Origin of the sequence: Halalkalibacter flavus (assembly GCF_036663575.1) — a bacterium.
Lineage (GTDB): Bacteria > Bacillota > Bacilli > Bacillales > Bacillaceae_D > Halalkalibacter > Halalkalibacter flavus.
On the sequence record NZ_JAWRVK010000004.1, the window covers coordinates 82,351 to 104,210 of the forward strand.

Below are 21,860 nucleotides of genomic sequence, written 5' to 3' on the forward strand. Positions count from 1 at the left end.
ACTTGTACGAGAATTGAATAATACTATATTTGTAGTTTAGAGATGAGGGAACAAAAATGGGAGTACCGAGTTATAAGAGATCAACGATTGTTGCATTGTTACTTGCAGGATCTTTTATTGCAATTTTGAATCAAACTCTCATGATCACGGCGATCCCGCCTATCATGAAGGAAATGAATGTTACGGCCAATAGTGCCCAGTGGCTTACGACTGTATTTATGCTTGTGAATGGAATTATGATTCCGGTAAGTGCCTTTTTACTAGAACGATTCACAACGAGGCAACTCTTTATTTCAGCGATGAGTATCTTTGCGTTTGGAACATTGATTGCTGGAATTGCTCCTAACTTTGAAGTGTTATTAGTTGGAAGAATGATTCAATCAGCAGGAGCAGGAGTGATGCTTCCTTTAATGACGACAGTATTCTTAATGATTTTTCCAATCAATAAACGCGGAGCAGCAATGGGATTGATTGGTCTTGTTATTTCTTTTGCACCAGCAATAGGGCCGGCTTTATCTGGATGGGTTACATCCAATTATTCGTGGAGACTATTGTTTTTTATCATTTTGCCAATTGCTATAATTGATATTATTATTGCGGTATTTGTCTTAAAAAATGTGACAGAAGTGACAAAGCCAAAAATCGATGTTATTTCGATTATGTTCTCTTCATTTGGGTTTGGAGGGCTACTCTATGGTTTTACGGCTGCAGGCAACTATGGCTGGTCAGACCCGATTACAATTATTTCGTTAGCAGTTGGTGGATTAGCACTAATCCTTTTTATAACAAGGCAGCTGCGATTAAAGCATCCAATGCTCGAGTTTCGGGTGTTCACGTTTTCCATTTTCCCTTATGCGGTTATTATCGGTATGGTCGCTTTCATGGGCTTAATTGGAGTAGAAACTTTAGTTCCATTATATATGCAAAATATGAGAGAGTTCACAGCATTTGAAGCAGGCCTTGCTCTTTTACCAGGAGCGTTAGTAAGTGGGATCATGTCACCGATTATTGGACGTATTTTTGATAAAATAGGGGCACGTTTTCTTGTGATGGTTGGATTAGCGATTATGACAGCAGCTTCCTTCGCTTTTATTAATTTAGGTCCAGAGACTTCATTTGCCTTTCTTACGATTATGTATGCAGTACGGATGTTAGGGCTTGTAATGGTTTTGATGCCGATCCAAACAGCCGCATTAAACCAGCTACCGAAACGATTAATTCCACACGGAGCAGCAATGGACAATACGATGAGAATGATTGCAGCGTCAGTTGGTACCGCTATACTTGTAACAGTTATGACAACGACATCGATGAATGCTGAAGCTCGACCTGACATCGCATATCCTGATATCCATGGGGCAAATGTGGCCTTTATAGTCGTTGCTGTTCTTTCTTTACTAGCCTTATTTGCTTCGTTCTTTGTTAAATACTCAAACAATGATGATGAGATAAAAGAAAAAGAGGATCAATTTGAGAAAGTAAGTGTTAACTAAAAAATATAAAACTCAAGAATAGACTTGTATTAATACATCGTTGAAAATCCTCACTGGACCCGAAGCTACTGAAGAAGGAAAGACCAAACCTTTCAGTAGCGTTTTCGAATACTAGTGGGGATTTGGTCGTTTTATTAAGAATGGGGGACTGCATATTGAAAGTTGGATTAATACGTCATTTTAAAGTAGAACGAGGATATCCAAATAAGTGGGTAACGTCGAAAGACTTAATCAAATGGATAAGTGAATATGATCAGTCAGAAGTCATCGAAAACGAAATTGATTTAGGTGATGTTAAATGGCAGCGATGTTATTGTAGTGATTTAAGCCGAGCCGTCAAAACAGCAAAGAAAGTGTATAAGGATGACATTGTATATTTAAAGGAACTACGTGAAGTGAAACTTTCACCTGTTATACGCTGGAATGTTCGTCTGCCATTACTAGTACATCTCATTTTCATTAGAGGAGCTTGGCTATTAGAACATAAATCACAGATCGATCGAAAAAGGGATGTTATCAAGCGAATAAACGTTATATTAGATAAAATTCTTCAAACGGAAGAAAATGTACTTATTGTAGGTCACGGTGGGATTATGCTATTTATGAGTAGAGAGTTGAAAAAACGGGAATTTAAGGGACCTACATTAAAGAGACCAGCTAATGGAAAACTTTATATTTATGAAAAGTGAACTTTTTTAAAGTGTGTAAGAAGCAGTGATAGTCAGGGTTATCACTTATATATGGGTATAATTTGGATTGTTACAAAATAAAAAATTTCTTATTGCGAGGCGTTAAAAATGGCAAAAGTAATCTTATTTGATTTAGATGGAACATTACTTCCAATGGATACACAACAATTCATTACTAACTACATAAAAGAATTAGCGCCACGTGTTGGACATATTATTGACCCAAATGAATTTGTAAAAGCTTTATTGGCTGGCACAGATGCAATGATTAAAAACTTAGAACCAGTAAAAACGAATGAGCAAGTATTTGAAGAAACATTTTTATCACTAACTTCGTTAAGTCGTGAAGACATTTGGCCGACATTAGATCAATTTTATGAAAATGTCTTCCCGACATTTTCTCATATGACAAGTCCGTCAATAAAGGCAAAAGCAGTTGTGGAGGAAGCACTGAAACAAGGTTTTCGTGTAGCGATTGCTACGAATCCAGTTTTTCCAAAATCAGCTATCTACCATCGTTTAAACTGGGCAGGAATTGATGATCAGCCGTTCGAGTTAGTTACAGTGTATGAAGAAATTTCATTTACTAAACCAAATATTGAGTATTACCAAGATATATGCGCCCGTTTACATGTAGAGCCTTCGGAGTGCATTATGGTAGGAAATGATGTTCAAGAAGATATGGTTACTAGTACGTTAGGGATGAAAACTTTCTTAGTTGAAGGGAATGTTATCGATCGTGGGAAACCACGCTATCAAATTGATGACAGAGGGACATTAGGAGAGTTGTACGAAAAGATATCGAAGAGGCAAGGAATTTTTAAATAAATCGATTTTTAAAGGTATAAATATATGAAAGCTAACAAACACGCCAAGAACAAGGCGTGTTTGTTAGCTTTCGTGTTCTTATAGTTAGAAACTATATAGAATCGTTTTGCGTTGATCTTTATTGAGATAGTAAGGCAATAGGAGCAGTCTTTTCCCATATGGTGGCCGAAAGTTTTTTCAGCGATTTCTCCTATATGTGTTGTGGTAGATCAAGTCTATTCATATTACTTACCTATTGTATCAAAATTAGGTATGGTATGGATGAAAGTTAATTTAATGCTATCTTTGCATGATATTTCAATTATAGGATAATGCTAAAAATGCATTTATATAGAAATAACACTGTATCATGAAAATCAATTACTTTATTGAAATTCATTCTTTTAAGGGAGTAGCTTCAATAATGAGACAGATAAAGACAAGCTTAAAAAAAATAAAAGGAAAAACTTCTAAAGTACCTAAACAAACTTATGGTGAAGAACAAGACCTTTCTTTAAAGCTGATATCTACATATATTGGTGAAAATAAAAAACAAGTAGAAGAAATTTTTTTAAACAGTTCCGATATTAAAGTCCATGACTATCGATTTGGACCTGATTTAACAAATACCGCATTTACAGTTTACTGCAGTACACTTATTCAAGATGAAAAGCTTAATTATTTAAAAACTCTATTACAAGATTTAGTCATGCATGAAGTTGGTCCTGCAAATGATATAACTGTTGAAAACATAAAAGATTTTATCTTTCAAAAAGGTGTATCGGCTCAAACAGTTGAAACAATTGAAGACTATGAACAAGTAGCCAAAAAAATTTTAGCAGGAAATGTTATTATTTTTTTTGATAAATGGAATAAGGCTCTCGTCTTTGACGCTCTTTCTGTAGAAAGTAGAGCGGTATCAGAACCGACAAGTGAGGGAGTCGTTCAAGGCCCTCATGAAGGAACCGTTGAAAACCTTAAGAAAAATATTGGGCTAATCCGCTCACGGCTTCAATCAAGAAAGCTAAAAGTAATTACATTTCATGTGGGGAAAGAAACCAATACTGAAATTGCGTATAGTTATTTGGAAGGTTCAGTCGACCCGGAAGTGTTAAAAGAATTTGAAAATAGAATTGGGAAAATAAAAGAGAAGGATGTATTAGAAACATCATACATTGAAGAGCTTATTGAGGATTCTACGTTCTCACCCTTTCCTCAATTTCGCTATACTGAGAGGCCAGATGTTACTGTTGCTGCTCTATTAGACGGGAAAATTGTTGTGATGGTACATGGAACAAGTTCTGTTTTAATATGTCCGGCTTTATACCTGGAGTTATTCCAATCTGTTGAGGACTATTATCAACGAACCATTATTACTACAATGATCCGATTAATGCGATTTTTGGCTGTTATCATTGCACTAACGTTACCAAGTATTTACATTGCTTTATCTACGTTTCATCCTGAAATGATTCCTACTGTATTGTTGTTAGCAGTTATAAACACGCGGGAAGGGATTCCGTTTCCTGCTTTGCTTGAAGCTTTTATTATGGTTTTCTTTTTTGAGTTAATGCGTGAAGCGGGGGTCAGAATGCCAAAACCAATCGGACAAGCCGTTAGTATTGTCGGAGCTCTTATCATTGGGGAAGCTGCTATTCAAGCTGGAATAGCCTCTCCGATCATGGTCGTCGTTGTTGCATTAACGGGGATTTCATCATTTGCGATTCCTCAATACAATCTAGGCATTGCTTATCGTATTCTTCAGTACCCTCTTATGATATTAGCGGCTACATTAGGAGGGTTTGGTGTCATGATTGGACTACTGCTGATTCTTTTGCATCTTTGTTCTCTCCGACCTTTGGGAGTACCTTATTTAGCCCCATTCGCTCCATTGAGACCAAAACGATTAGGTGATGCGTTCATTCGTGTTCCGTTAAAAAAACTTTTAAAATCACCTCGGAATCAACATATGCATCGACTTCCTTAAAATTAAACGTTCACAGCGGAAAGGGGAAAGTTTTTTTGAAAAAGCTTGTTATCATTATTTTATCAGTCTTTCTGTTGGTTTTATCAGGTTGTTGGGATCAACGTGAATTGATAGAGCGAGCTTTTGCACTAGGAGCTGCGATCGATCAGCATGAAGATCAGCTCGAGTTAACCGTTCAATTTTACCGACCAAAACCCGAAGAGGGAGGTGGGGGTGATGGCGGTGATCCGGTCAGTTTTGGTATATATGCGCAAACCATTTCTGAAGGAGCACGCAACCTTGTGAATCATATCGGTAGAAGAGCAAACTGGAGTCACATGCAAGTGATTGTTATCGGAGAAGAGACTGCAAGAACAAGACCGCTTAGTGAACTGCTTGGATTTTTTTATCGTGAACAAGAACCACGTTCCACAACCCATATTTTAATTGGGCAAGGAAAAGGGAGCGATTATTTAAATTTTGACCCATTATTTGAAGATTCGTCAGGGAGACAACTTCGAGAAGTTCAAAGATTCGCAAGAGAGGTAACAGGACATACTAGAGAGACAACTATACATGATCTAAGCTTACAATTAAAAAGTGAGCTCGGTATCGCCATTGTACCCTATGTAACAAAAAGTGAAAAACAAGTAACAACCGCCCCTATTATCGGGGTCGCAATTGTTAAAGACGATAGAATGGTCAGTGAACTTTCAGGAAAAGAGACACAAAGCCTGTTAATCCTCCGTGAACAATTTGATAGAGCAAATTGGAAACTGCCATGTAAAGAGGGAGACAATGGAGATAGATTCGATAATATTGAGGTGTTCTTAACAAGTTCAAACATATCTCCTAGGGTAAATGGCAATCAAGTGACTGTGGATGCGGCATTTCAATTTGAGGTTACTTTTAAAGAGTTAATGTGTGAGACAGTACTCGAAACGGGCGAGGATGCTAATGAGTTTGCTCAATATATAGAGGAGCAACTAGAAATGAATTTAATGAATACTATTGAGAAACTCCAGAAGGAAAAAATTGATGCAAGTGAATTAGGGAATAAAATTTACAGAGATAACCCAGAACTATGGAAGTCTGTAAAGGATAATTGGGATGAACTGTTTGCTGCAGCTCAATTTAATTTTAGTATTTCTGTTGATATTGATGGTTCAGGAACAGTAGAGTATACGCCATTTCCTTAAAGAGGATGAATAGTTTGGGGGAGGCATGGAATGTGTTTGAAAGAATTATTATTGTATTGATTTTGTACACGGTGTTGCTTTCTTTTGACTATTTAAGATTGAAAGAAAGTGAAAAGAAGGTAACATATATTTATTCATTCTTGATTGTAATATCCTTATTTTTAAGTACAAATTACATATTAGACGCGAACTGGCCAAATTTGAAAGATCTTATCCATGCTGTTCTTTTGAAACCAGCTGAACAGATTGTTGAGTATATGACAATTGAGTGAAAGGAGGATGACAATGAAAGATAAAGAGACTATCAGTGATGGACAAATGGCTTTTATTTTTTTAAGTTTCTTGCTGGGATCTGCTATTGTGAACATTCCATCGCCGTTAATTGCTAGTTCTGGTAATGCCGCATGGCTATCTTTATTGATCGCCTTTGGAATAGGTCTTCTCCTTTTATGTTGTATTCTTTTTTTAAATCGTCAATACGCGGGGAAAATACTTATGGATTACTCTCAAAAGATTTTTGGGAAATGGGGCATGGTTCTTTTTATGATTCCTTTTGTTCTTATGCTCATTTTAATGCTTTCAAACATCTTACTTGATGTCGGTTTTTTTTTACATAATACAATGATGAGATCGACACCGGTGGAAATATTTCATCTATTTATGATTATTGTAGCTGCCACAACAGTATATGAAGGAATCGAAGTGATAGGTAGAATGTTTACAATGCTTATCCTTTTTGTATTAGCGGTATTTTTTATTTTTGTACTGTTAATCATTCCATTGCTTCATCCTGAATACCTACTGCCATTGCTTCCGGATGGGTGGAAACCCGTATTTCACGGGACTTATTTAGCCTTGGGCTTTCCCTATGCAGAAGTGATTCTTTTTGCATTTCTGCTCCCGTTTGCCAAAAATAAAAATGATGGAAAGTTAGAAAAAAAGATGTTTATAGCAATGTTCTTTAATGGGTTTTTATTGTTGGTTGCTATTCTTGTATCAATTATGGTATTAGGGCCTTCTGGTGTAGATATAAAATATGCTTTGTTTTATATAGCTACCTTAATTGATATTCAAGATGTTTTAACAAGAATTGAAGCAGTCGTTGCTATGAGTTGGATTATCGGTTCATATATGAAAGCAACAATAGTGTTATTTGTCATTAATTTCATCATTTCGCAACTGTTTAATCTTAAAGATGACAGGATCTTAATTTTCCCAGTTGCACTTCTGACTTTTCTTTTCTCTGTCACTTTATATAATCATGAATTGGAGTTTGTAGAGACCGTAGGGACGGTATGGCCTTTATTAATAACGATTGTTGGTGTATTCCCAATTCTTATAATAACTCTTGTAACTTTTTTGAAACAGAAAATGAAGAAAGAAAATCAATTGGGTTCATAAATGAACTTTTACATTTAATACGCTAATCATGTGTAGGGAGCTTAACTTAAAAACAAGTAAGAGAGACAAGCCAACTATCATATCAAAATGTAATGTTTATGTAACGAATTCTCATTCTTAATCTATAGAAACACAAGAAGCTACTGAAAAGGAGTTTGTTCTTTTCAGTAGCTTCTTAAATATTTACCTATATACCAATTATTGGGATTCTGATTTATCGAGTCCGTTTCTTTTAAAAAGAGCTACAAATGTGACAAATAGGAAAGGGAGAACGACAATTGTAATCATAAATAACGGCCACGTTACAAATACAGCATCCACAAATTCTGTTTCGTGATCAAAGATCGTCAGCGAAAGTAACAAAATGAGAAAGGAAATAGGAAAGATGATTATCTGTTTATCCTGTAATTTCAAAACATTGGATAAAAATTCTTTAAGAATAAACAGCATAATGCTTGTTTTCATATAAGAGCCGACGATTAAGACGAGGCCGATTCCGGATTCGATTCGTTCAATAGCATCTCTAATATTAACCAATCGAGAAAGGTTAAAAATAGAATATTGGACTTTTCCAGCAATTGGACCATATGCCATTGTGACAAGAACAATAGGAATTATCATCAAAAGCCCATGTACGATTAGAGTGAAAAACATGATTTTTTTAAAAGGCTTTCTGTCTCCTTTGTTTAGGAAGGGAAGCAACAAAGAAAAAAGAATAAGCTCCGAATAGGGAAAGCTAAAAGCACGGTAGCTTCCAAGAAGAATGGGCATTATCCCATCAGGCATGACCGGAAGAAGGTGCTCGACTCGATATTCACGAAAAACTAATGCTAACACACCCAATGATAAAACAACCATGATGATTAAAAGCCACACGAACATTCTCGCCATTGGTTCAATTCCACTTCTTGCCGTCATAGCAGCCACTAGCAAAATAAGAGTATGGAACACATAGGTAGGTGTTTCTCTCATTAAGGCATTTGCAAAAAAACCTCCAATATCAATGATAATAAAAGCAATAATTAAAATAAGCAAAATGATGAGTGGTATGGCAATACATAAGGTAATCCACTTTCCTAAGACTTTTTCACTATAATCGATAAAGGAATGTCCAGGGGCCTGTTGATCGATGTAGAAAACACAGGCTAGTAGCACCATGCCAAGAGCATTCGCTATTAAAAGTGATAGCCACGCCCCATTTGCAGCAGCTTCAACCATAGGGGTTGGGATATTAATAATTGCAGAACCGGTCATATAAGCGAGAAATAGACTTGCTAGCTGCCAAGAACTTATCGTCTCTATTTGTCTCATCCCATCCCCCTAATGGTCACAAGAAACATAATAAAATCGACTTCTAGTGATTTTACAATTTGTTGACCTGGTTCATGAAAGATGAAATCTACAAACGTATAAAGGGTTGGCCAAGGTAGATCAAACACGTAAATAACACTATGATACAAGACAGGTACCATTGCTATTCCATAAACGGTGCGAATCTGCTTGTTTCTAATTAATTCAGCCCCATCATAGAAAAGTACGCTCATGTATAAAATAACGAGTAAGATGATTTTCTCAAGCATAATTATTCCTCCGTTAGGTCATCGCCAGTTGTCATACCTGTGCTAATAATGTTGACTTCAACATCAATTTCGAAATTGATTTCAGAAAAGATTTGCTCCCAATTATCTTCATGCTGTTTCCATTGTTTCGGGTCTTTTCTATAAAGGATATTTCCAATTCCGATTACATCGAGTTTTTCATCCTGTAGGTATTTAATAAAAGCTCCTAATTGTGTTTTTATTGAGTTTTCAATATGCACTTGAAGCTCCTGTCTCTCTTCATCAGTTGCCATCGTCCAGCATTGTAACTCACCGAGATGTCCCTGTACCTTTGTTGAAAAATGAATGGTAGGTGGGGTCTTAGAAAAATTGGAAGAAACCTTTGTTTTTAGTCGGGTAACTTCAAGAGAATCCTTTCTATTTTTCTGCTTATATTCTTCACCTTCACAAGGATATTCGATCGTTCCACTGAGATATTCATCTGTTAATATAAGCAGATTATGAACATCAGCCGTTGAGAGACGATCGATCATCTTTCCATTAGGAAGAATAGCCAAACCAGTATTTACGACACTTTCTGGAGTTTGATCACTTCGTTCGATATAGGGAACCGTTGCTATTTTCACCGGGTAATTTAGTTGCAAAGCTAAATCAAGCATTCTCGTTTCTCTTGCTTTCGCTGAAAAGGCGGTGCCACTTTCTTGTATCATTCGTATTTGTTGTGCTGTTGTTCTCTCAATAAAAGGTTTAATCCCCCAATATTCACTAGCCCTTCCTTGTGTAATAACGACATACGTTTTGAAGCGAGGTTCATGGTCACGATAGAAAAAATCAAGAACATCTGATATGTCATGTTCTCTAGCAAACTCTTCTCCGATAAGGATAACCCGCATATGGCTCCATTGAGCTTTTCGACCAACATGAAGAGGAATATCTCGGATTGCTTCAAAGACGCTGTCGTCTGTCGTTTTAACTGAGAAGTACTCGCCCTCAGTAGTGACACCACCACCTTGAGCTCCGATCGTTGGTGTAGGTGAATACATATGTGTTGTTAATTCAATCTCTCCTTCTTTCGTTTGATCAATACTTAGCCCCATCACGTAGGCTAGATCAGTCAATTCCATACTGTTCCAACACCCTGATAAAAAAATGAGAAAACTTACTGCGATGACTATTTTTATACGAAAAAATTTACTAGTTGTAACATTCATAGTTAATCAAGCTTTCTTTTCGGATTTTGGTTTGAGGATTCCATCCATTTCTGTGGTTTCCGCATGAAAACATCTATAAGTTGCTTCGGCTTGAGTGGAGCTAATGGACTTAAATATGGTTGCCCTAATGATCGTAAATTTGTTAAATGTAAAAAGATGATCAGCAAAAAAATCATGATGCCAAACCCACCTAAAGTTGCAGCGAAGATCATCATTGGCAGTTGGAGAATCCGAATGGCAATCGCAATGTCATATTGTGGAATTGCAAAAGAAGCAATACCGGTAAGTGCTACTACTATGACCATCAACGGAGAGGTAATATGGGCTGATATGGCAGCATCACCAATAATCAACGCTCCAACGATGCTAATCGCTGATCCAATTGGCTGTGGCAAGCGAATACCAGCTTCTCGAAGCAGCTCGAAAAAAAACACCATGATAACGGCTTCTAAAAAGGCAGGTAATGGCAGACCTTCACGAGTATCAATAATTGACATTAAGAGATTGGTTGGAATTAATTCACTATGAAACGTAGTCAAGGCAATATATAAGCTAGGTAATGTAAACGCAATATAAAAAGATATGATTCTTATCAAACGTACGAGAGATGAAAATATCGAGCGTTGATAATAATCTTCACTTGCTTGAAAGAACTCAGTAAAAAGGCCCGGACAAATTAAGATTGATCCTGTTCCTTGAACGAGAACGACAATTTTCCCTTGTAATATGGCTGCAATAGCAACATCTGGCCGTTCTGTATAACGATATTGTGGAAAAGGAGAAGCTTTAGAGTCTTCGATCAGCTGTTCAATGTACCCCGTTTCTAAAATTTCCGATTCCTTGACATAATTTATTCGCCTTTTGAACTCACTTAGTGTTTCTTGATCTACTTTTCCCTCAAGATAGCCAAATGCAATCTCGGTTTGCGTTTCTCCTCCTGTTTTCAATTTCTCAATTTTAAAGCGAGGATTTTGTAAGCGAACGCGTAATAACCCAATATTTATATCTAACTGTTCAATTGTACTTTCGCGAGGTCCTTTAACGACCGATTCAGTCGCTGGTTCAGTTACTTGTCGTTTATTAACACTTAAATCATTATAGGCTAATGCTTTTTCCCATTGGTCAAAAAAGATTACAATGTGTCCGCTCATAATTTTTGTCACAGCATTATCAAAATTTTCAACTAGAAGCGCATTTTGGTCAGAAACACCGTGATGTTCAAAAAAATTTATGACATCTTCAACAGTCATGTCAGTTGCTGGACCTACTTCGTGTGTGACTAAATCTTGCATGGACGCTTTCATATAATTTGTTTGTTTATTTTGAACAAGTGATTCAAGATAAACAGAGAAAGCGCGATATTTAAGCTCTGGACCATACTGCCATGAATAAATACGTAAATCATGACAATTGGAAAGAGTTGCTTCGATTTTTTTTTGGTTTTCCGATAAGCTTTGAGAAATGTTAATAGATTTCTTCATAAATTACCCTCTAATTCAATATTTAGTAGTAGTATTTTTTAGAAAAAGGATTTTATTCATATGAGATGTTTTTAACCGTTGAATAAATAACAAAAAACGTCGTTTATCATACGATAACGACGTTTTGTCTAAAAAAAAGAAAAGACTTTTTCATGAGCTCCATTGTTTCCCCGCTAATATTAGCCGGTTATTCCTCCTCTTTTCCTACAATATAATCAGCAGTACGCATGGCCACGGCTATAGTCGTTAACGTTGGATTCGCTCCTCCCATAAACGGCTGAACGCTGTTGTCAGCAACAAACAAGCCAGACACGCCATGGACTTGACCGAATTCATTCGTAACCGATGTAGCTGGATCATTCCCCATCCGGCAAGTGCCCGCAGCATGATAATCAAACCCTGGAGGATGAAGACATGGGAGAGTGATGTTATTCAATTGTATACTATCCATGACTTGAATCATGTCATCTACCATTTGTTGAATAATAACCAAGTCTTGTTCGCTATAAGAGAAATGAACATTTAGTTTTGGAACCCCGTACGAATCTAAGTCAGTTGGATCAAGAACGACTCGATTATCCGGCCTTGGCTCAACAATGCCAAAACCCCAAAGGCCGATTTCTAGTTCTTCCATTAATGGCTTCGTTTGATAGGAATAAAATTCATAAGGAAACGGTCCCTGAACAGATAGTTGATATGGCCGAATGTCCGTACTTGGAAGCTGAATGTTTGTAATACCCAACACTTCTTCAAATTCCTCTCGTGAGATATAACCTCTAGCATTAGTAAAGGAATGACTAATTAAATATCTCCCAATTGCTTCTCCAGGTATGTCAGAATGAAGCAAGAGGCGAGGGGATTCAAACGTACTCCCAGATACGATCACGTTTTTCCCGTGTAGTGTATAACATTTTTTATCAGGGGTCATCACGTTAACTCCTGTTGCTTTGCCGCTTTCATGTAGAATCTTAACAACATTCGCATTGACGGCAAAATCAACTCCATTCCAGTTTAAGGCCCAAGCGATAAACTCAAGAGAACTAAATAAGACATTGGAACGAATTTGTCCATAATAGCTAGCGTCTAAATCAAACGCACGAGGTAAAGTTTTCGCATCATGGTAGCCGCTATCTCTTAATCTTTGTAAAAGCGTTTGGTGAAGATTAGAGTCCTTTACAAACGCCGTAGTCACCTTCATTACTTCTTCAGCAATGTTGTAATATTCAATTAGGTCATCATAGCTGATCGGCCATTCGTTAAAATCACTTGGATGAAAACGGGGGCTCACGGCTCCCCAAAGAAGCGTTTGACCTCCAAGGCCATAAAGTTGCTTGGCTCCAGGGAATTCAGGCCATTGCTCTCCACTTCGAATATTAAATGCCGGGTTTTGTAGAAATTTTCTAGCGGCGCTAGCTGTCGGTAAATTAGCAACATGTGTTGGGATAAGTAAACCACCTTTTTCCAAGACAGCAATTCGTTTCCCTTGTTCGCGCCATTGTTCACACAATCTCCAAAGAGCGGCGCCTCCTCCTGCACCAGTTCCAACAATGATTGCATCATACTCGATCTTTTCCATTTCTTCTAAAGGGGTGAGAGGGAACCACTGATCTAAATACTCTACAACTGGGGCAGGAGGGCAGTCTTCATATGTTGGAACGATTTCGTCATTGTCATCCGTTATTTGACGGCTTCTTTTTAGAGTAACTGGTTTAGGAGAAGTTGGTACTTTTATTTTCTGCCCGGCAATGTTTTCATCTGGATGTGCAATATGTGGGTTATGAACCCTAAGTTGATTCAAATCGATGTTATGATTATGAGCCAATTTCCGCAGTGTTGTTCCCATTTTTGCGGTGAATATCTTCAATGGTATCACCTCGATTTCTCATCTTTTGTATAAGTATATGTGCCTGCAACTAGAACTTGATAATTATTCCTAATTATTTCTACTATAATTGTTCTTAGTTCACTTATTACGTAATAATGGTGTATTGTCCCAATACCAATTATTACTTCTAAATTTTATAAACAATCTTTGATTTTTTTGAGGGCGAGTTCATATAGTTAGATATGGTGTGCAAGTGGGGGGAAGTGAGCCGAACATGTAACTGATAATTGAGGAGGACGATATGATCAAAATAACTATTGGATCAAAAACGTTCGAAATGAAAGAGGTCAATGTGACGATTTGGAATGAATTTATTCATGAACAGACCACCCCAGAGGTAGCAGAAATTTACCCTGAAGGAATGCATCGGACGATTGCTCAAGGCTTGGAGCCATACGGATTCAACATTCGAACAGCTACACTTGAGCAACCTGAGCATGGTTTGACGAAAAAAGTATTGGATCAAACGGATGTACTCATCTGGTGGGGGCACGTAGCTCACGAAGAAGTAGCTGATGAAATTGTCGAGCGTGTGTATCAAAGAGTACTTAATGGTATGGGGTTGATCGTGTTACATTCAGGACATTTTTCTAAAATATTTATTAAGTTAATGGGCACAACCTGTAACCTAAAATGGAGAATAGCAGATGAAACGTCAAGGTTATGGGTCGTTGATCCAGCTCATCCGATAGCAGAGGGTATTGGGGAATACATTGAGCTTGAAGAAGAAGAAATGTACGGAGAATTTTTTGATATTCCCTCTCCTGAACAACTAATATTTATTAGCTGGTTCGAGGGGGGAGAGGTGTTTCGAAGCGGCTGTGCCTATCATCGCAGGCAAGGAAAAGTCTTTTACTTTCAGCCCGGAGATGAAAGATACCCAACTTATCACAATAAAGAGATTATAAGAGTAATTGCGAATGCAGTGAAGTGGGCTGCATCACCGCATGGACCAACACCAACTTTTGGGCATGCAGAGCCTCTTGAAGATATAGATTAAAATTTAAATAGGATGACAAAAGCCCTTACTTTGTCATCCTATTTTCATTCTTTTGTAGAATCTTTAGGTACAATCATCTATTCTAATACAAATTTTTTATACATTCTCATTTTTTATAATATAATCAGCAGTTCGCATAGCTACGGCTACGGTCGTTAGTGTAGGATTTGCCCCTCCCATAAAAGGTAAGATACTGTTATCAGCGACAAACAGATTTGTTATGCCGTGCACTTGACCAAACTCATTTGTCACAGATGTAGCTGGATCATCCCCCATCCGGCAAGTGCCAGCAGCATGAAAATCGATCCCTGGAGGAAGCAGACATGGATTCGTTTCGATATTTAATTGCATACTATCAATAACTTTAAACATATCACCCGACAGCTGTTGAATAATGGCTAGATCTTGTTCGCTATAAGAAAAATGAACATTCAGTTTTGGAACCCCATACCAATCCAAGTTAGCCGCATCTAGGACGACACGGTTATCACGGTTAGGCTCAACAATTCCGAATCCCAAAAGGTTAATTTCCAGTTCTTTCATCAAGGGCTTCGTTTCATAGGCATAAAATTCATAAGGATGAGGTCCTGTAACTGCTATTTGGTATGGCCGCTTATCAGTACTTGGAAGTAGAATATTCGCGAGCCCTAATACCTCTTCAAATTCCTCACGTAAGACAAGAGTAGAAGAAGAAATAAAAGAATGGCTAATTAAATATCTACCGATCGCATCTCCGGGAATGCCAGAATGAAGCAATAGGCGAGGCGTTTCAAACGTACTAGCAGAAACCACCACGATTTTACCGTGAATTGTATATGATTTTCGGTTCGGGGTCATCACCTGTACTCCAGTTACTTTGTTATGTTCATGTAAAAGCTTCACCACATTTGCTTTAACAGCAAAATCAACCCCATTCCAGTTAAGTGCCCAAGCCATAAATTCGAGGGAACTAAAAAAGACATTTGAATGTATTTGTCCATAATAGCTAGCGTTTAAGTCAAACGTTCGAGGAATGTTTGTTGCATCATGATAACCGCTCTCCCTCAATCTTTTTAAGAGAGTTTCTTGAAGGTTAGAACCATTCGTGTATGCTGTAGTGACCTTCATGACTTGTTCAGCAATGTTGTAGTATTCAATGAGATCATCAAGTGTTAGCGGCCATCCTTTAAAATCACTACTATGAAAACGGGGGCTCATGCCTCCCCAAAGCAACGTTTGGCCTCCTAAACCGAAAAGTTGTTTGGCTCCTGGAAATTCAGGCCATTCCTTTTCTCGTCTAATGTTGAATGCGGGGTTTCGCAGAAATTTTCCTGCAGTTTTAGCGGTTGGTAAATTAGCTACGTGAGTCGGTACGAGTAAATCACCTTTCTCTAAAACCGCAATTCGTTTCCCTTGATTTCGCCACTGTTCACTTAATCTCCAAAGTGTAGCTCCTCCCCCTGCTCCGCTTCCAACGATAATAACATCGTAGTTTGTTTGTTCCATCTCTTCTAAAGAAGTTAGAGGGAACCAGTGATCTGAAAAATCTATTTCTGGACTAGGAGGGCAATCTTCATAAGGTGGAACAATTTCTTCATTGTCATTTGTCATTTGACGGTTTTTCTTGAACGTTATATGTTTCGGAGGTGAGGGGATTTTTACTTTTTGACCGGAAATATCTTTATCTGGATGAGGGAGATGTGGATTATGGACGATAAGTTTGTTCAAATCAATGTTATGATAACGGGCCAGGTTTCGTAATCTTTCTCCCTTTTTAGCGATTATAATCTTCAGTGCGACCACCCTCATTCGTTGAATATTTATGTAAGTATATGGTGATAACATGGTTAATTTGACAATTATTTCATCTCGTATGGCGTGGTCTAAGGAGAGAATATCTAAACACACATTCTTTGAAAAGACAGTTCATTTATTTAACACCCTTCTATCTTAATTGACATATAGTATGGTGATAGGAAAGGAAGGTTATATCATGCTGAATAATCCTTTCAATGGCTTAAACGGAAGAGAACGGGAACTATTGATTATGGCTTTAATATTGAAGAAAAAGTTAAGCTTCCATAATGTGGTTTTAGAGCATGACGGGACATACTATGTTGGTTTAAGGGGAAGAATTAATATTCAAGAAAATCCAAATAAAAATGTAAACGATCTAGCTGCTTTTATAGATAGTCATCCTGATTTAACGTTATCTGAAGTTATGGAAGTAATAAAGCGGAAAACAAGGGAGTGAGTTTATGGATTTTACAGCTACAGAGGAGAATTTCACTTTAGCTATATTGGCTATCCTATTTTTTATTTTATTATTTGGAGAGACAGCTAATAACAATGCTGAACCTGAACCTGAAGATAACGATGTTGTGATCCCGCCAATATCATTTTAGCACCCCGATAACTTTATTCAAACCTATATGGCTAAAGGTGGAATAAAAAGGAGGTAAACCATAATTGCGCTGGAAGCAACGGTTGGTTAGAGAGGATATAATACCTATGTAGTTAAAATCTTTCCACACTACGGAGTAAGTGTAGGAAGGATTTTTTTTCATTTTATGTATTACAAACTTCTAACTCGGTTAGGCGGCGTTGCTCTTATGGAAGGACAGTATTGTGGGTCGTTGATCCTGCCCATCCAATAACAAAAGGCATAAATAAATACGTTGAATTTGAAGAAGTAATGTACGGAGAATTCTTTTGATGTTCCTGTACCTGTTCGGTTTATTATTAGTAGGTGGTTCCAAGGTGGTAAAGTTAATACGTTTTTTCTAACACTCGTATCATATTAAAAAGCATATCATTTACGGGTGTTGGAATATGATGTTCTTTACCTAATCTACAAACGGTACCTGATAAATATTCTACCTCCGTTTTTCGGCCGGCCTCTACATCTTGCAGCATGGACGTCTTTCCTTCAGGTGATAACCCTTCTTTTAAGATATTATCAAACTTAAGAAAGTCACTTTCGGTTAAGTTGATCCCTTTCGCTTTAGCTAATTCCATCACTTCTATCATCGCTGACTTCATAAAAGCATGAGCTTCAGGTATTTCTTGAAAGACTTTGTACGGGGCCTTCAATACGGCCGAAGTTTGATTGATTCCTACATTTATCATAAACTTCCACCACATTGTATGAAGCATATCTTCTGGAATCTCATAAGGAATACTTGCTCGATCGAACAATTGCTTCACTTTTTTTACATTTGAAGACAAAGTCAGGTTATTGTTTTCACCAAAACATATTCTGCCAATATTTGAAAAGGTAACCGACGTTCCTTCACGTATGGCATCAATCGCTACACACATAGCTGGAAGAACCGGGTTATTTGGATAGATACTTTCTAATATTTCTTCGCTCGTAATACCATTCAAAAGTGACATGATGATGGTGTCTGGTCCAATATGATGTCGTAAATCCTTTATCGCTTGATCAAGTCCTTCATATTTGACAGCAATTAATACAAGGTCAGCTGGTTCTACGACCACTTCTGGTTGTATGTATTGAAAGTCATAGCGCATTCCATTAATTGAAATCCCTTCGGCTTGATATCGCTTTATTCGTTCCTTACTTGCAATGACTTTTATATCTTCAGGTGCCATATCATGCAATTTACTAGCATAGGCGGCACCAATTCCTCCAAGTCCAATTAGCGATATATTCGTAATCATTTGAGCTCCTCCTATTAACAAGTACAAGTATCTAAAGATTTACATTTAGCTTTTTTATTTCTACTATACACCGACATATATTCTGAATCTATAAGAAATAAGCCTTCTTAAATTAAATATTAGAATAATTAGAATAATTAGTGTTTGTTACATATAAAAGAACGGTGGTCTTGTATAGTAACTAAAGCTACTTTATGATGGGTACAAATAAATAATAAAAAACCTATCATCTTTTAGAAGGGAGAGGCTAATAATGGCAAAATATACGATTGTAGACAAAGATACTTGCATTGCATGTGGAGCGTGCGGTGCTGCAGCGCCTGATATTTATGACTATGACGATGAAGGAATTGCTTTTGTTTTATTAGATAATAATCAAGGAACAACCTATGTCCAAGAGGATTTAATGGAAGGTATGGAAGATGCTCATGATGGTTGTCCAACAGAATCTATTAAAATAGCAGATGAACCATTTGATGGTGATCCTATGAAATATGATTAATAGAAAAGCAACTTGTTGAAAACGCTTTATATCAGATGAGAAACCTTTAGGGGGAGTGAAACATATGAGAGAGCAATTATCATGGAAAGTAGGAGGGCAACAAGGAGAGGGGATTGAAAGTACTGGTGAAATTTTTGCAACAGCCCTAAATCGCCTTGGGTACTATTTGTATGGATACCGTCATTTCTCTTCGCGAATCAAAGGTGGTCATACAAATAATAAGATTCGAGTTAGTACAAAACCACTTAATTCAATTTCAGATGATTTAAACATTCTCGTCGCTTTTGATCAAGAAACAATTGATGTAAATTTTCATGAATTGAAGGAAGAGGGTTTGATTTTAGCTGATGCTAAGTTCAATCCAACTATACCTGATGGATGCAAGGCAAACTTGTGTGTTGTACCATTTACAGATATAGCCTCCGAGTTAGGAACTTCTTTAATGAAAAACATGGTTGCAGTAGGGGCAACGAGTACGATTTTAAATCTTTCTCCTGAAACGTTCAGAGTTGTTGTAGAGGATATCTTTATGAAGAAAGGAGAAAAAATCGTAGAGAATAATATGAAAGCAATTTATGCAGGAGCCGATTATTTGAAAAATGATCCTAATATTGAAAACTCTGTTCTTACTTTAGCTCAAGCAGATGGAAAACAGAGAATGTTCATGATTGGAAATGATGCAATTGGCATGGGAGCTGTAGCAGCAGGAAGTCGGTTCATGGCTGCCTACCCGATTACACCAGCATCGGAAATTATGGAGTATATGATCGAAAAACTTCCTGAACTCGGCGGAGCAGTCATTCAAACTGAGGATGAAATTGCGGCATGCACGATGGCAATTGGGGCAAATTATGCAGGTGTCCGTTCATTCACAGCCTCTGCAGGTCCTGGGTTGTCATTAATGGCAGAAGCCATTGGTTTATCAGGTATGACCGAAACTCCTCTTGTTGTCATAGATACACAGCGCGGAGGACCTAGCACGGGATTGCCTACAAAACAAGAGCAATCTGATCTTATGGCTATGATTTATAGCACTCATGGAGACATCCCTAAAATTGTTATGGCACCAAGTACAGTAGAGGAGGCATTTTATGACACCGTTGAAGCGTTTAACTTAGCGGAAGAATATCAATGTCCTGTCATTATAGTGACTGATTTAGCTCTTTCACTTGGAAAGCAAACAGTTGAACCACTAGATTTTTCAAAAGTTGAAATTCGACGTGGAATGTTAGATATAAATGCTCAATTACCAGAACGGGTGGATGGAGCTTATTATAAACGTTATGAACTAACGGATAGTGGTGTATCGAGTCGCGTGATCCCAGGAATGAAAAATGGAATTCATCATGTAACCGGGGTGGAACATGATGAAACAGGTAAACCATCTGAAATTCCCGTAAATAGAAAGAAGCAAATGGATAAACGACTGAGAAAGCTTTCTGGTTTATGTAATCGCTTTAACGACCCCGTTCATGTTCATGCAGATCATGAGGAAGCTGATTTATTAATTGTTGGGGTGAATTCGACTCGAGGGACAATTGAAGAAGCGATGCCTAGACTTGAAGCGGACGGAATTAAAGTCAATCACGCTCAAATCCGCCTGCTGCATCCATTTCCAGTTGATTCATTAAAGTCGCTTATGGCTAAGGCAAAAAAAGTCGTAGTTGTGGAGAATAATGCGACAGCACAGTTAGCAAATATTATAAAAATGAATGTTGGTGGTAGTAACATCGAAAGTGTTCTTAAGTATGATGGAAACCCATTTTTGCCAACGGAAATTCATGAATTATGTTCTACACTTATTCAAAAAAGTAAGGAGTTGGCATAAAATGGCTACATTTAAAGACTTTCGTAATAAAGTGAAGCCGAACTGGTGCCCAGGATGTGGAGATTTTTCTGTTCAAGCTGCGATACAGCGTGCTGCTGCAAATGTTGGAGTTGAACCAGATAATCTTGCTGTTGTATCAGGTATAGGCTGTTCTGGTCGTATTTCAGGTTATATTAATTCCTATGGTTTGCATGGAATTCATGGGCGTGCGCTGCCAATCGCTCAAGGAGTAAAGATGGCAAATAAAGATTTGACTGTAATCGCATCTGGTGGAGATGGTGATGGATTTGCAATCGGAATAGGACATACGGTTCATGCAATCAGGCGAAACATTGATATTACCTATATCGTCATGGATAACCAAATTTATGGGTTAACAAAAGGGCAAACGTCACCACGAAGTGATGTGGGTTTTAAAACAAAAAGTACTCCAACGGGATCTGTAGAATCTTCATTAAATGTGATGGAAATGGCATTAACAGCTGGTGCAACATTTGTAGCACAAAGTTTCTCAAGTGACTTGAAGGAATTAACAGCGTTAATTGAGAAAGGGATTGAACATAAAGGATTCTCACTTATTAATGTATTTAGTCCTTGTGTCACGTTTAATAAAGTTAATACGTACGATTGGTTTAAGACGAATATTACAAAATTAGCAGATGTTCCAGACTATAATGAAGAAAATCGGATGCAGGCAATGCAAACATTAATGGAACATAACGGTCTTGTTACAGGTTTAATCTATCAAAACAAACAACAACCTTCGTATCAAGAAATGCTTACTAGTTATTCGGAAAAACCACTTGCACATGAAAACTTGCAGTTAGATGAAGAACAGTTTAATAAGATGATGGTGGAGTTTATGTAATTCCTAAACTAGTAACCCCTAAGTCAATCAGCTTAGGGGTTATTAATATTTAACAAATTACGACAAACGATAGTACATAGAGGAATTAATTAGCAGAACAAAGAAGTATTGAGAGAATTATTTGATATTATGAAATAGTTCTTTTATTTCAAAAAAAAAATAAATTCGTTGCTCATAACAGAACAGACTAGTTGTTCTGTTTTTGAAAGGGCTTTACAATGAAACTAACAACAAGTAAATAACAAATATTTTATTAAGTAATTAAAAATATATAGTAGATTTATTTTAATAAAGGAGGGAATTTATAA

Annotated in this window: 20 protein-coding genes; 13 read left to right on the forward strand and 7 right to left on the reverse strand. The window is 37.3% G+C overall.

Annotated elements, in window-relative coordinates:
* Nucleotides 1–56: 56 nt before the first annotated feature.
* From SAY88_RS04085 to SAY88_RS04115, 7 genes are all read left to right on the forward strand, one after another.
* Nucleotides 57–1,493, forward strand: a complete 1,437-nt coding sequence (locus tag SAY88_RS04085; protein WP_332629500.1) for a DHA2 family efflux MFS transporter permease subunit — start codon at nt 57–59, stop codon at nt 1,491–1,493.
* Between the two features lie 155 nt (nt 1,494–1,648).
* Nucleotides 1,649–2,182, forward strand: coding sequence for a histidine phosphatase family protein (locus tag SAY88_RS04090; RefSeq protein ID WP_332629502.1), 534 nt, complete (start codon nt 1,649–1,651; stop codon nt 2,180–2,182).
* A gap of 108 nt (nt 2,183–2,290) precedes the next feature.
* On the forward strand, nt 2,291–3,010 hold the full coding sequence (locus SAY88_RS04095) for an HAD family hydrolase (protein WP_332629504.1): 720 nt from the start codon (nt 2,291–2,293) through the stop codon (nt 3,008–3,010).
* A gap of 403 nt (nt 3,011–3,413) precedes the next feature.
* Nucleotides 3,414–4,976 carry a spore germination protein gene (locus SAY88_RS04100; RefSeq protein WP_332629506.1) on the forward strand — a complete coding sequence of 521 codons (1,563 nt, stop codon included), beginning with the start codon at nt 3,414–3,416 and terminating at the stop codon, nt 4,974–4,976.
* A 35-nt stretch (nt 4,977–5,011) separates the two neighbouring features.
* On the forward strand, nt 5,012–6,154 hold the full coding sequence (locus tag SAY88_RS04105; RefSeq protein ID WP_332629508.1) for a Ger(x)C family spore germination protein: 1,143 nt from the start codon (nt 5,012–5,014) through the stop codon (nt 6,152–6,154).
* Nucleotides 6,155–6,186: 32 nt separating this feature from the next.
* Nucleotides 6,187–6,426: a hypothetical protein gene (locus SAY88_RS04110; RefSeq protein WP_332629509.1), complete on the forward strand. Its 240-nt coding sequence runs from the start codon at nt 6,187–6,189 to the stop codon at nt 6,424–6,426.
* A 13-nt stretch (nt 6,427–6,439) separates the two neighbouring features.
* Nucleotides 6,440–7,555 (forward strand): GerAB/ArcD/ProY family transporter, encoded by a 1,116-nt coding sequence (locus tag SAY88_RS04115; protein WP_332629512.1) that lies wholly within the window; start codon nt 6,440–6,442, stop codon nt 7,553–7,555.
* A gap of 198 nt (nt 7,556–7,753) precedes the next feature.
* Here the strand turns inward: SAY88_RS04115 and SAY88_RS04120 are convergent, their stop codons facing one another.
* The 5 genes from SAY88_RS04120 to SAY88_RS04140 form a co-directional block, all read right to left on the reverse strand.
* Entirely contained in the window at nt 7,754–8,866 is a 1,113-nt protein-coding gene (locus SAY88_RS04120) for a GerAB/ArcD/ProY family transporter (RefSeq protein ID WP_332629514.1), read from the reverse strand.
* Nucleotides 8,863–9,135: a hypothetical protein gene (locus tag SAY88_RS04125; RefSeq protein WP_332629516.1), complete on the reverse strand. Its 273-nt coding sequence runs from the start codon at nt 9,133–9,135 to the stop codon at nt 8,863–8,865. The genes SAY88_RS04120 and SAY88_RS04125 overlap by 4 nt, the downstream gene beginning before the upstream one ends.
* Before the next feature lie 2 nt (nt 9,136–9,137).
* Nucleotides 9,138–10,325, reverse strand: a complete 1,188-nt coding sequence (locus SAY88_RS04130; protein ID WP_332629518.1) for a Ger(x)C family spore germination protein — start codon at nt 10,323–10,325, stop codon at nt 9,138–9,140.
* A gap of 2 nt (nt 10,326–10,327) precedes the next feature.
* Entirely contained in the window at nt 10,328–11,806 is a 1,479-nt protein-coding gene (locus SAY88_RS04135) for a spore germination protein (RefSeq protein WP_332629521.1), read from the reverse strand.
* Between the two features lie 187 nt (nt 11,807–11,993).
* On the reverse strand, nt 11,994–13,670 hold the full coding sequence (locus SAY88_RS04140) for a GMC family oxidoreductase (protein ID WP_332629522.1): 1,677 nt from the start codon (nt 13,668–13,670) through the stop codon (nt 11,994–11,996).
* A 262-nt stretch (nt 13,671–13,932) separates the two neighbouring features.
* Here SAY88_RS04140 and SAY88_RS04145 point away from each other — a divergent pair, with 262 nt between their 5' ends.
* On the forward strand, nt 13,933–14,691 hold the full coding sequence (locus SAY88_RS04145) for a ThuA domain-containing protein (RefSeq protein ID WP_332629524.1): 759 nt from the start codon (nt 13,933–13,935) through the stop codon (nt 14,689–14,691).
* A 96-nt stretch (nt 14,692–14,787) separates the two neighbouring features.
* On the opposite strand, the gene SAY88_RS04150 is transcribed toward SAY88_RS04145, so the two are convergent.
* Nucleotides 14,788–16,473, reverse strand: a complete 1,686-nt coding sequence (locus tag SAY88_RS04150; protein ID WP_332629526.1) for a GMC family oxidoreductase — start codon at nt 16,471–16,473, stop codon at nt 14,788–14,790.
* Nucleotides 16,474–16,663: 190 nt separating this feature from the next.
* Between SAY88_RS04150 and SAY88_RS04155 the strand changes: the two genes are divergently transcribed.
* Nucleotides 16,664–16,924 (forward strand): hypothetical protein, encoded by a 261-nt coding sequence (locus SAY88_RS04155; RefSeq protein WP_332629527.1) that lies wholly within the window; start codon nt 16,664–16,666, stop codon nt 16,922–16,924.
* Between the two features lie 4 nt (nt 16,925–16,928).
* Nucleotides 16,929–17,075, forward strand: coding sequence for a hypothetical protein (locus tag SAY88_RS04160; protein WP_332629529.1), 147 nt, complete (start codon nt 16,929–16,931; stop codon nt 17,073–17,075).
* 364 nt (nt 17,076–17,439) lie between these two features.
* Here the strand turns inward: SAY88_RS04160 and SAY88_RS04165 are convergent, their stop codons facing one another.
* Nucleotides 17,440–18,354 carry a ketopantoate reductase family protein gene (locus tag SAY88_RS04165; RefSeq protein WP_332629531.1) on the reverse strand — a complete coding sequence of 305 codons (915 nt, stop codon included), beginning with the start codon at nt 18,352–18,354 and terminating at the stop codon, nt 17,440–17,442.
* Between the two features lie 253 nt (nt 18,355–18,607).
* Here SAY88_RS04165 and SAY88_RS04170 point away from each other — a divergent pair, with 253 nt between their 5' ends.
* The 3 genes from SAY88_RS04170 to SAY88_RS04180 all read left to right on the forward strand — a co-directional run bounded on the left by SAY88_RS04170 (nt 18,608) and on the right by SAY88_RS04180 (nt 21,552).
* A complete protein-coding gene (locus SAY88_RS04170; protein ID WP_332629533.1) occupies nt 18,608–18,856 on the forward strand; it encodes a ferredoxin in 249 nt (82 codons plus the stop codon).
* A gap of 64 nt (nt 18,857–18,920) precedes the next feature.
* Nucleotides 18,921–20,684: a 2-oxoacid:acceptor oxidoreductase subunit alpha gene (locus SAY88_RS04175; RefSeq protein ID WP_332629535.1), complete on the forward strand. Its 1,764-nt coding sequence runs from the start codon at nt 18,921–18,923 to the stop codon at nt 20,682–20,684.
* Between the two features lies 1 nt (nt 20,685).
* Nucleotides 20,686–21,552 (forward strand): 2-oxoacid:ferredoxin oxidoreductase subunit beta, encoded by an 867-nt coding sequence (locus SAY88_RS04180; protein WP_332629539.1) that lies wholly within the window; start codon nt 20,686–20,688, stop codon nt 21,550–21,552.
* Nucleotides 21,553–21,860: the final 308 nt, after the last annotated feature.

Excerpts from the sequence above, each read along its gene's own strand:
- SAY88_RS04085 (WP_332629500.1), top strand. The coding sequence starts at position 57 with ATGGGAGTACCGAGTTATAAGAGATCAACGATTGTTGCATTGTTACTT.
- SAY88_RS04095 (WP_332629504.1), top strand. The coding sequence starts at position 2,291 with ATGGCAAAAGTAATCTTATTTGATTTAGATGGAACATTACTTCCAATG.
- SAY88_RS04100 (WP_332629506.1), top strand. The coding sequence starts at position 3,414 with ATGAGACAGATAAAGACAAGCTTAAAAAAAATAAAAGGAAAAACTTCT.
- SAY88_RS04115 (WP_332629512.1), top strand. The coding sequence starts at position 6,440 with ATGAAAGATAAAGAGACTATCAGTGATGGACAAATGGCTTTTATTTTT.
- SAY88_RS04120 (WP_332629514.1), bottom strand. The coding sequence starts at position 8,866 with ATGAGACAAATAGAGACGATAAGTTCTTGGCAGCTAGCAAGTCTATTT.
- SAY88_RS04125 (WP_332629516.1), bottom strand. The coding sequence starts at position 9,135 with ATGCTTGAGAAAATCATCTTACTCGTTATTTTATACATGAGCGTACTT.
- SAY88_RS04130 (WP_332629518.1), bottom strand. The coding sequence starts at position 10,325 with ATGAATGTTACAACTAGTAAATTTTTTCGTATAAAAATAGTCATCGCA.
- SAY88_RS04135 (WP_332629521.1), bottom strand. The coding sequence starts at position 11,806 with ATGAAGAAATCTATTAACATTTCTCAAAGCTTATCGGAAAACCAAAAA.
- SAY88_RS04145 (WP_332629524.1), top strand. The coding sequence starts at position 13,933 with ATGATCAAAATAACTATTGGATCAAAAACGTTCGAAATGAAAGAGGTC.
- SAY88_RS04155 (WP_332629527.1), top strand. The coding sequence starts at position 16,664 with ATGCTGAATAATCCTTTCAATGGCTTAAACGGAAGAGAACGGGAACTA.
- SAY88_RS04160 (WP_332629529.1), top strand. The coding sequence starts at position 16,929 with ATGGATTTTACAGCTACAGAGGAGAATTTCACTTTAGCTATATTGGCT.
- SAY88_RS04165 (WP_332629531.1), bottom strand. The coding sequence starts at position 18,354 with ATGATTACGAATATATCGCTAATTGGACTTGGAGGAATTGGTGCCGCC.
- SAY88_RS04170 (WP_332629533.1), top strand. The coding sequence starts at position 18,608 with ATGGCAAAATATACGATTGTAGACAAAGATACTTGCATTGCATGTGGA.
- SAY88_RS04175 (WP_332629535.1), top strand. The coding sequence starts at position 18,921 with ATGAGAGAGCAATTATCATGGAAAGTAGGAGGGCAACAAGGAGAGGGG.
- SAY88_RS04180 (WP_332629539.1), top strand. The coding sequence starts at position 20,686 with ATGGCTACATTTAAAGACTTTCGTAATAAAGTGAAGCCGAACTGGTGC.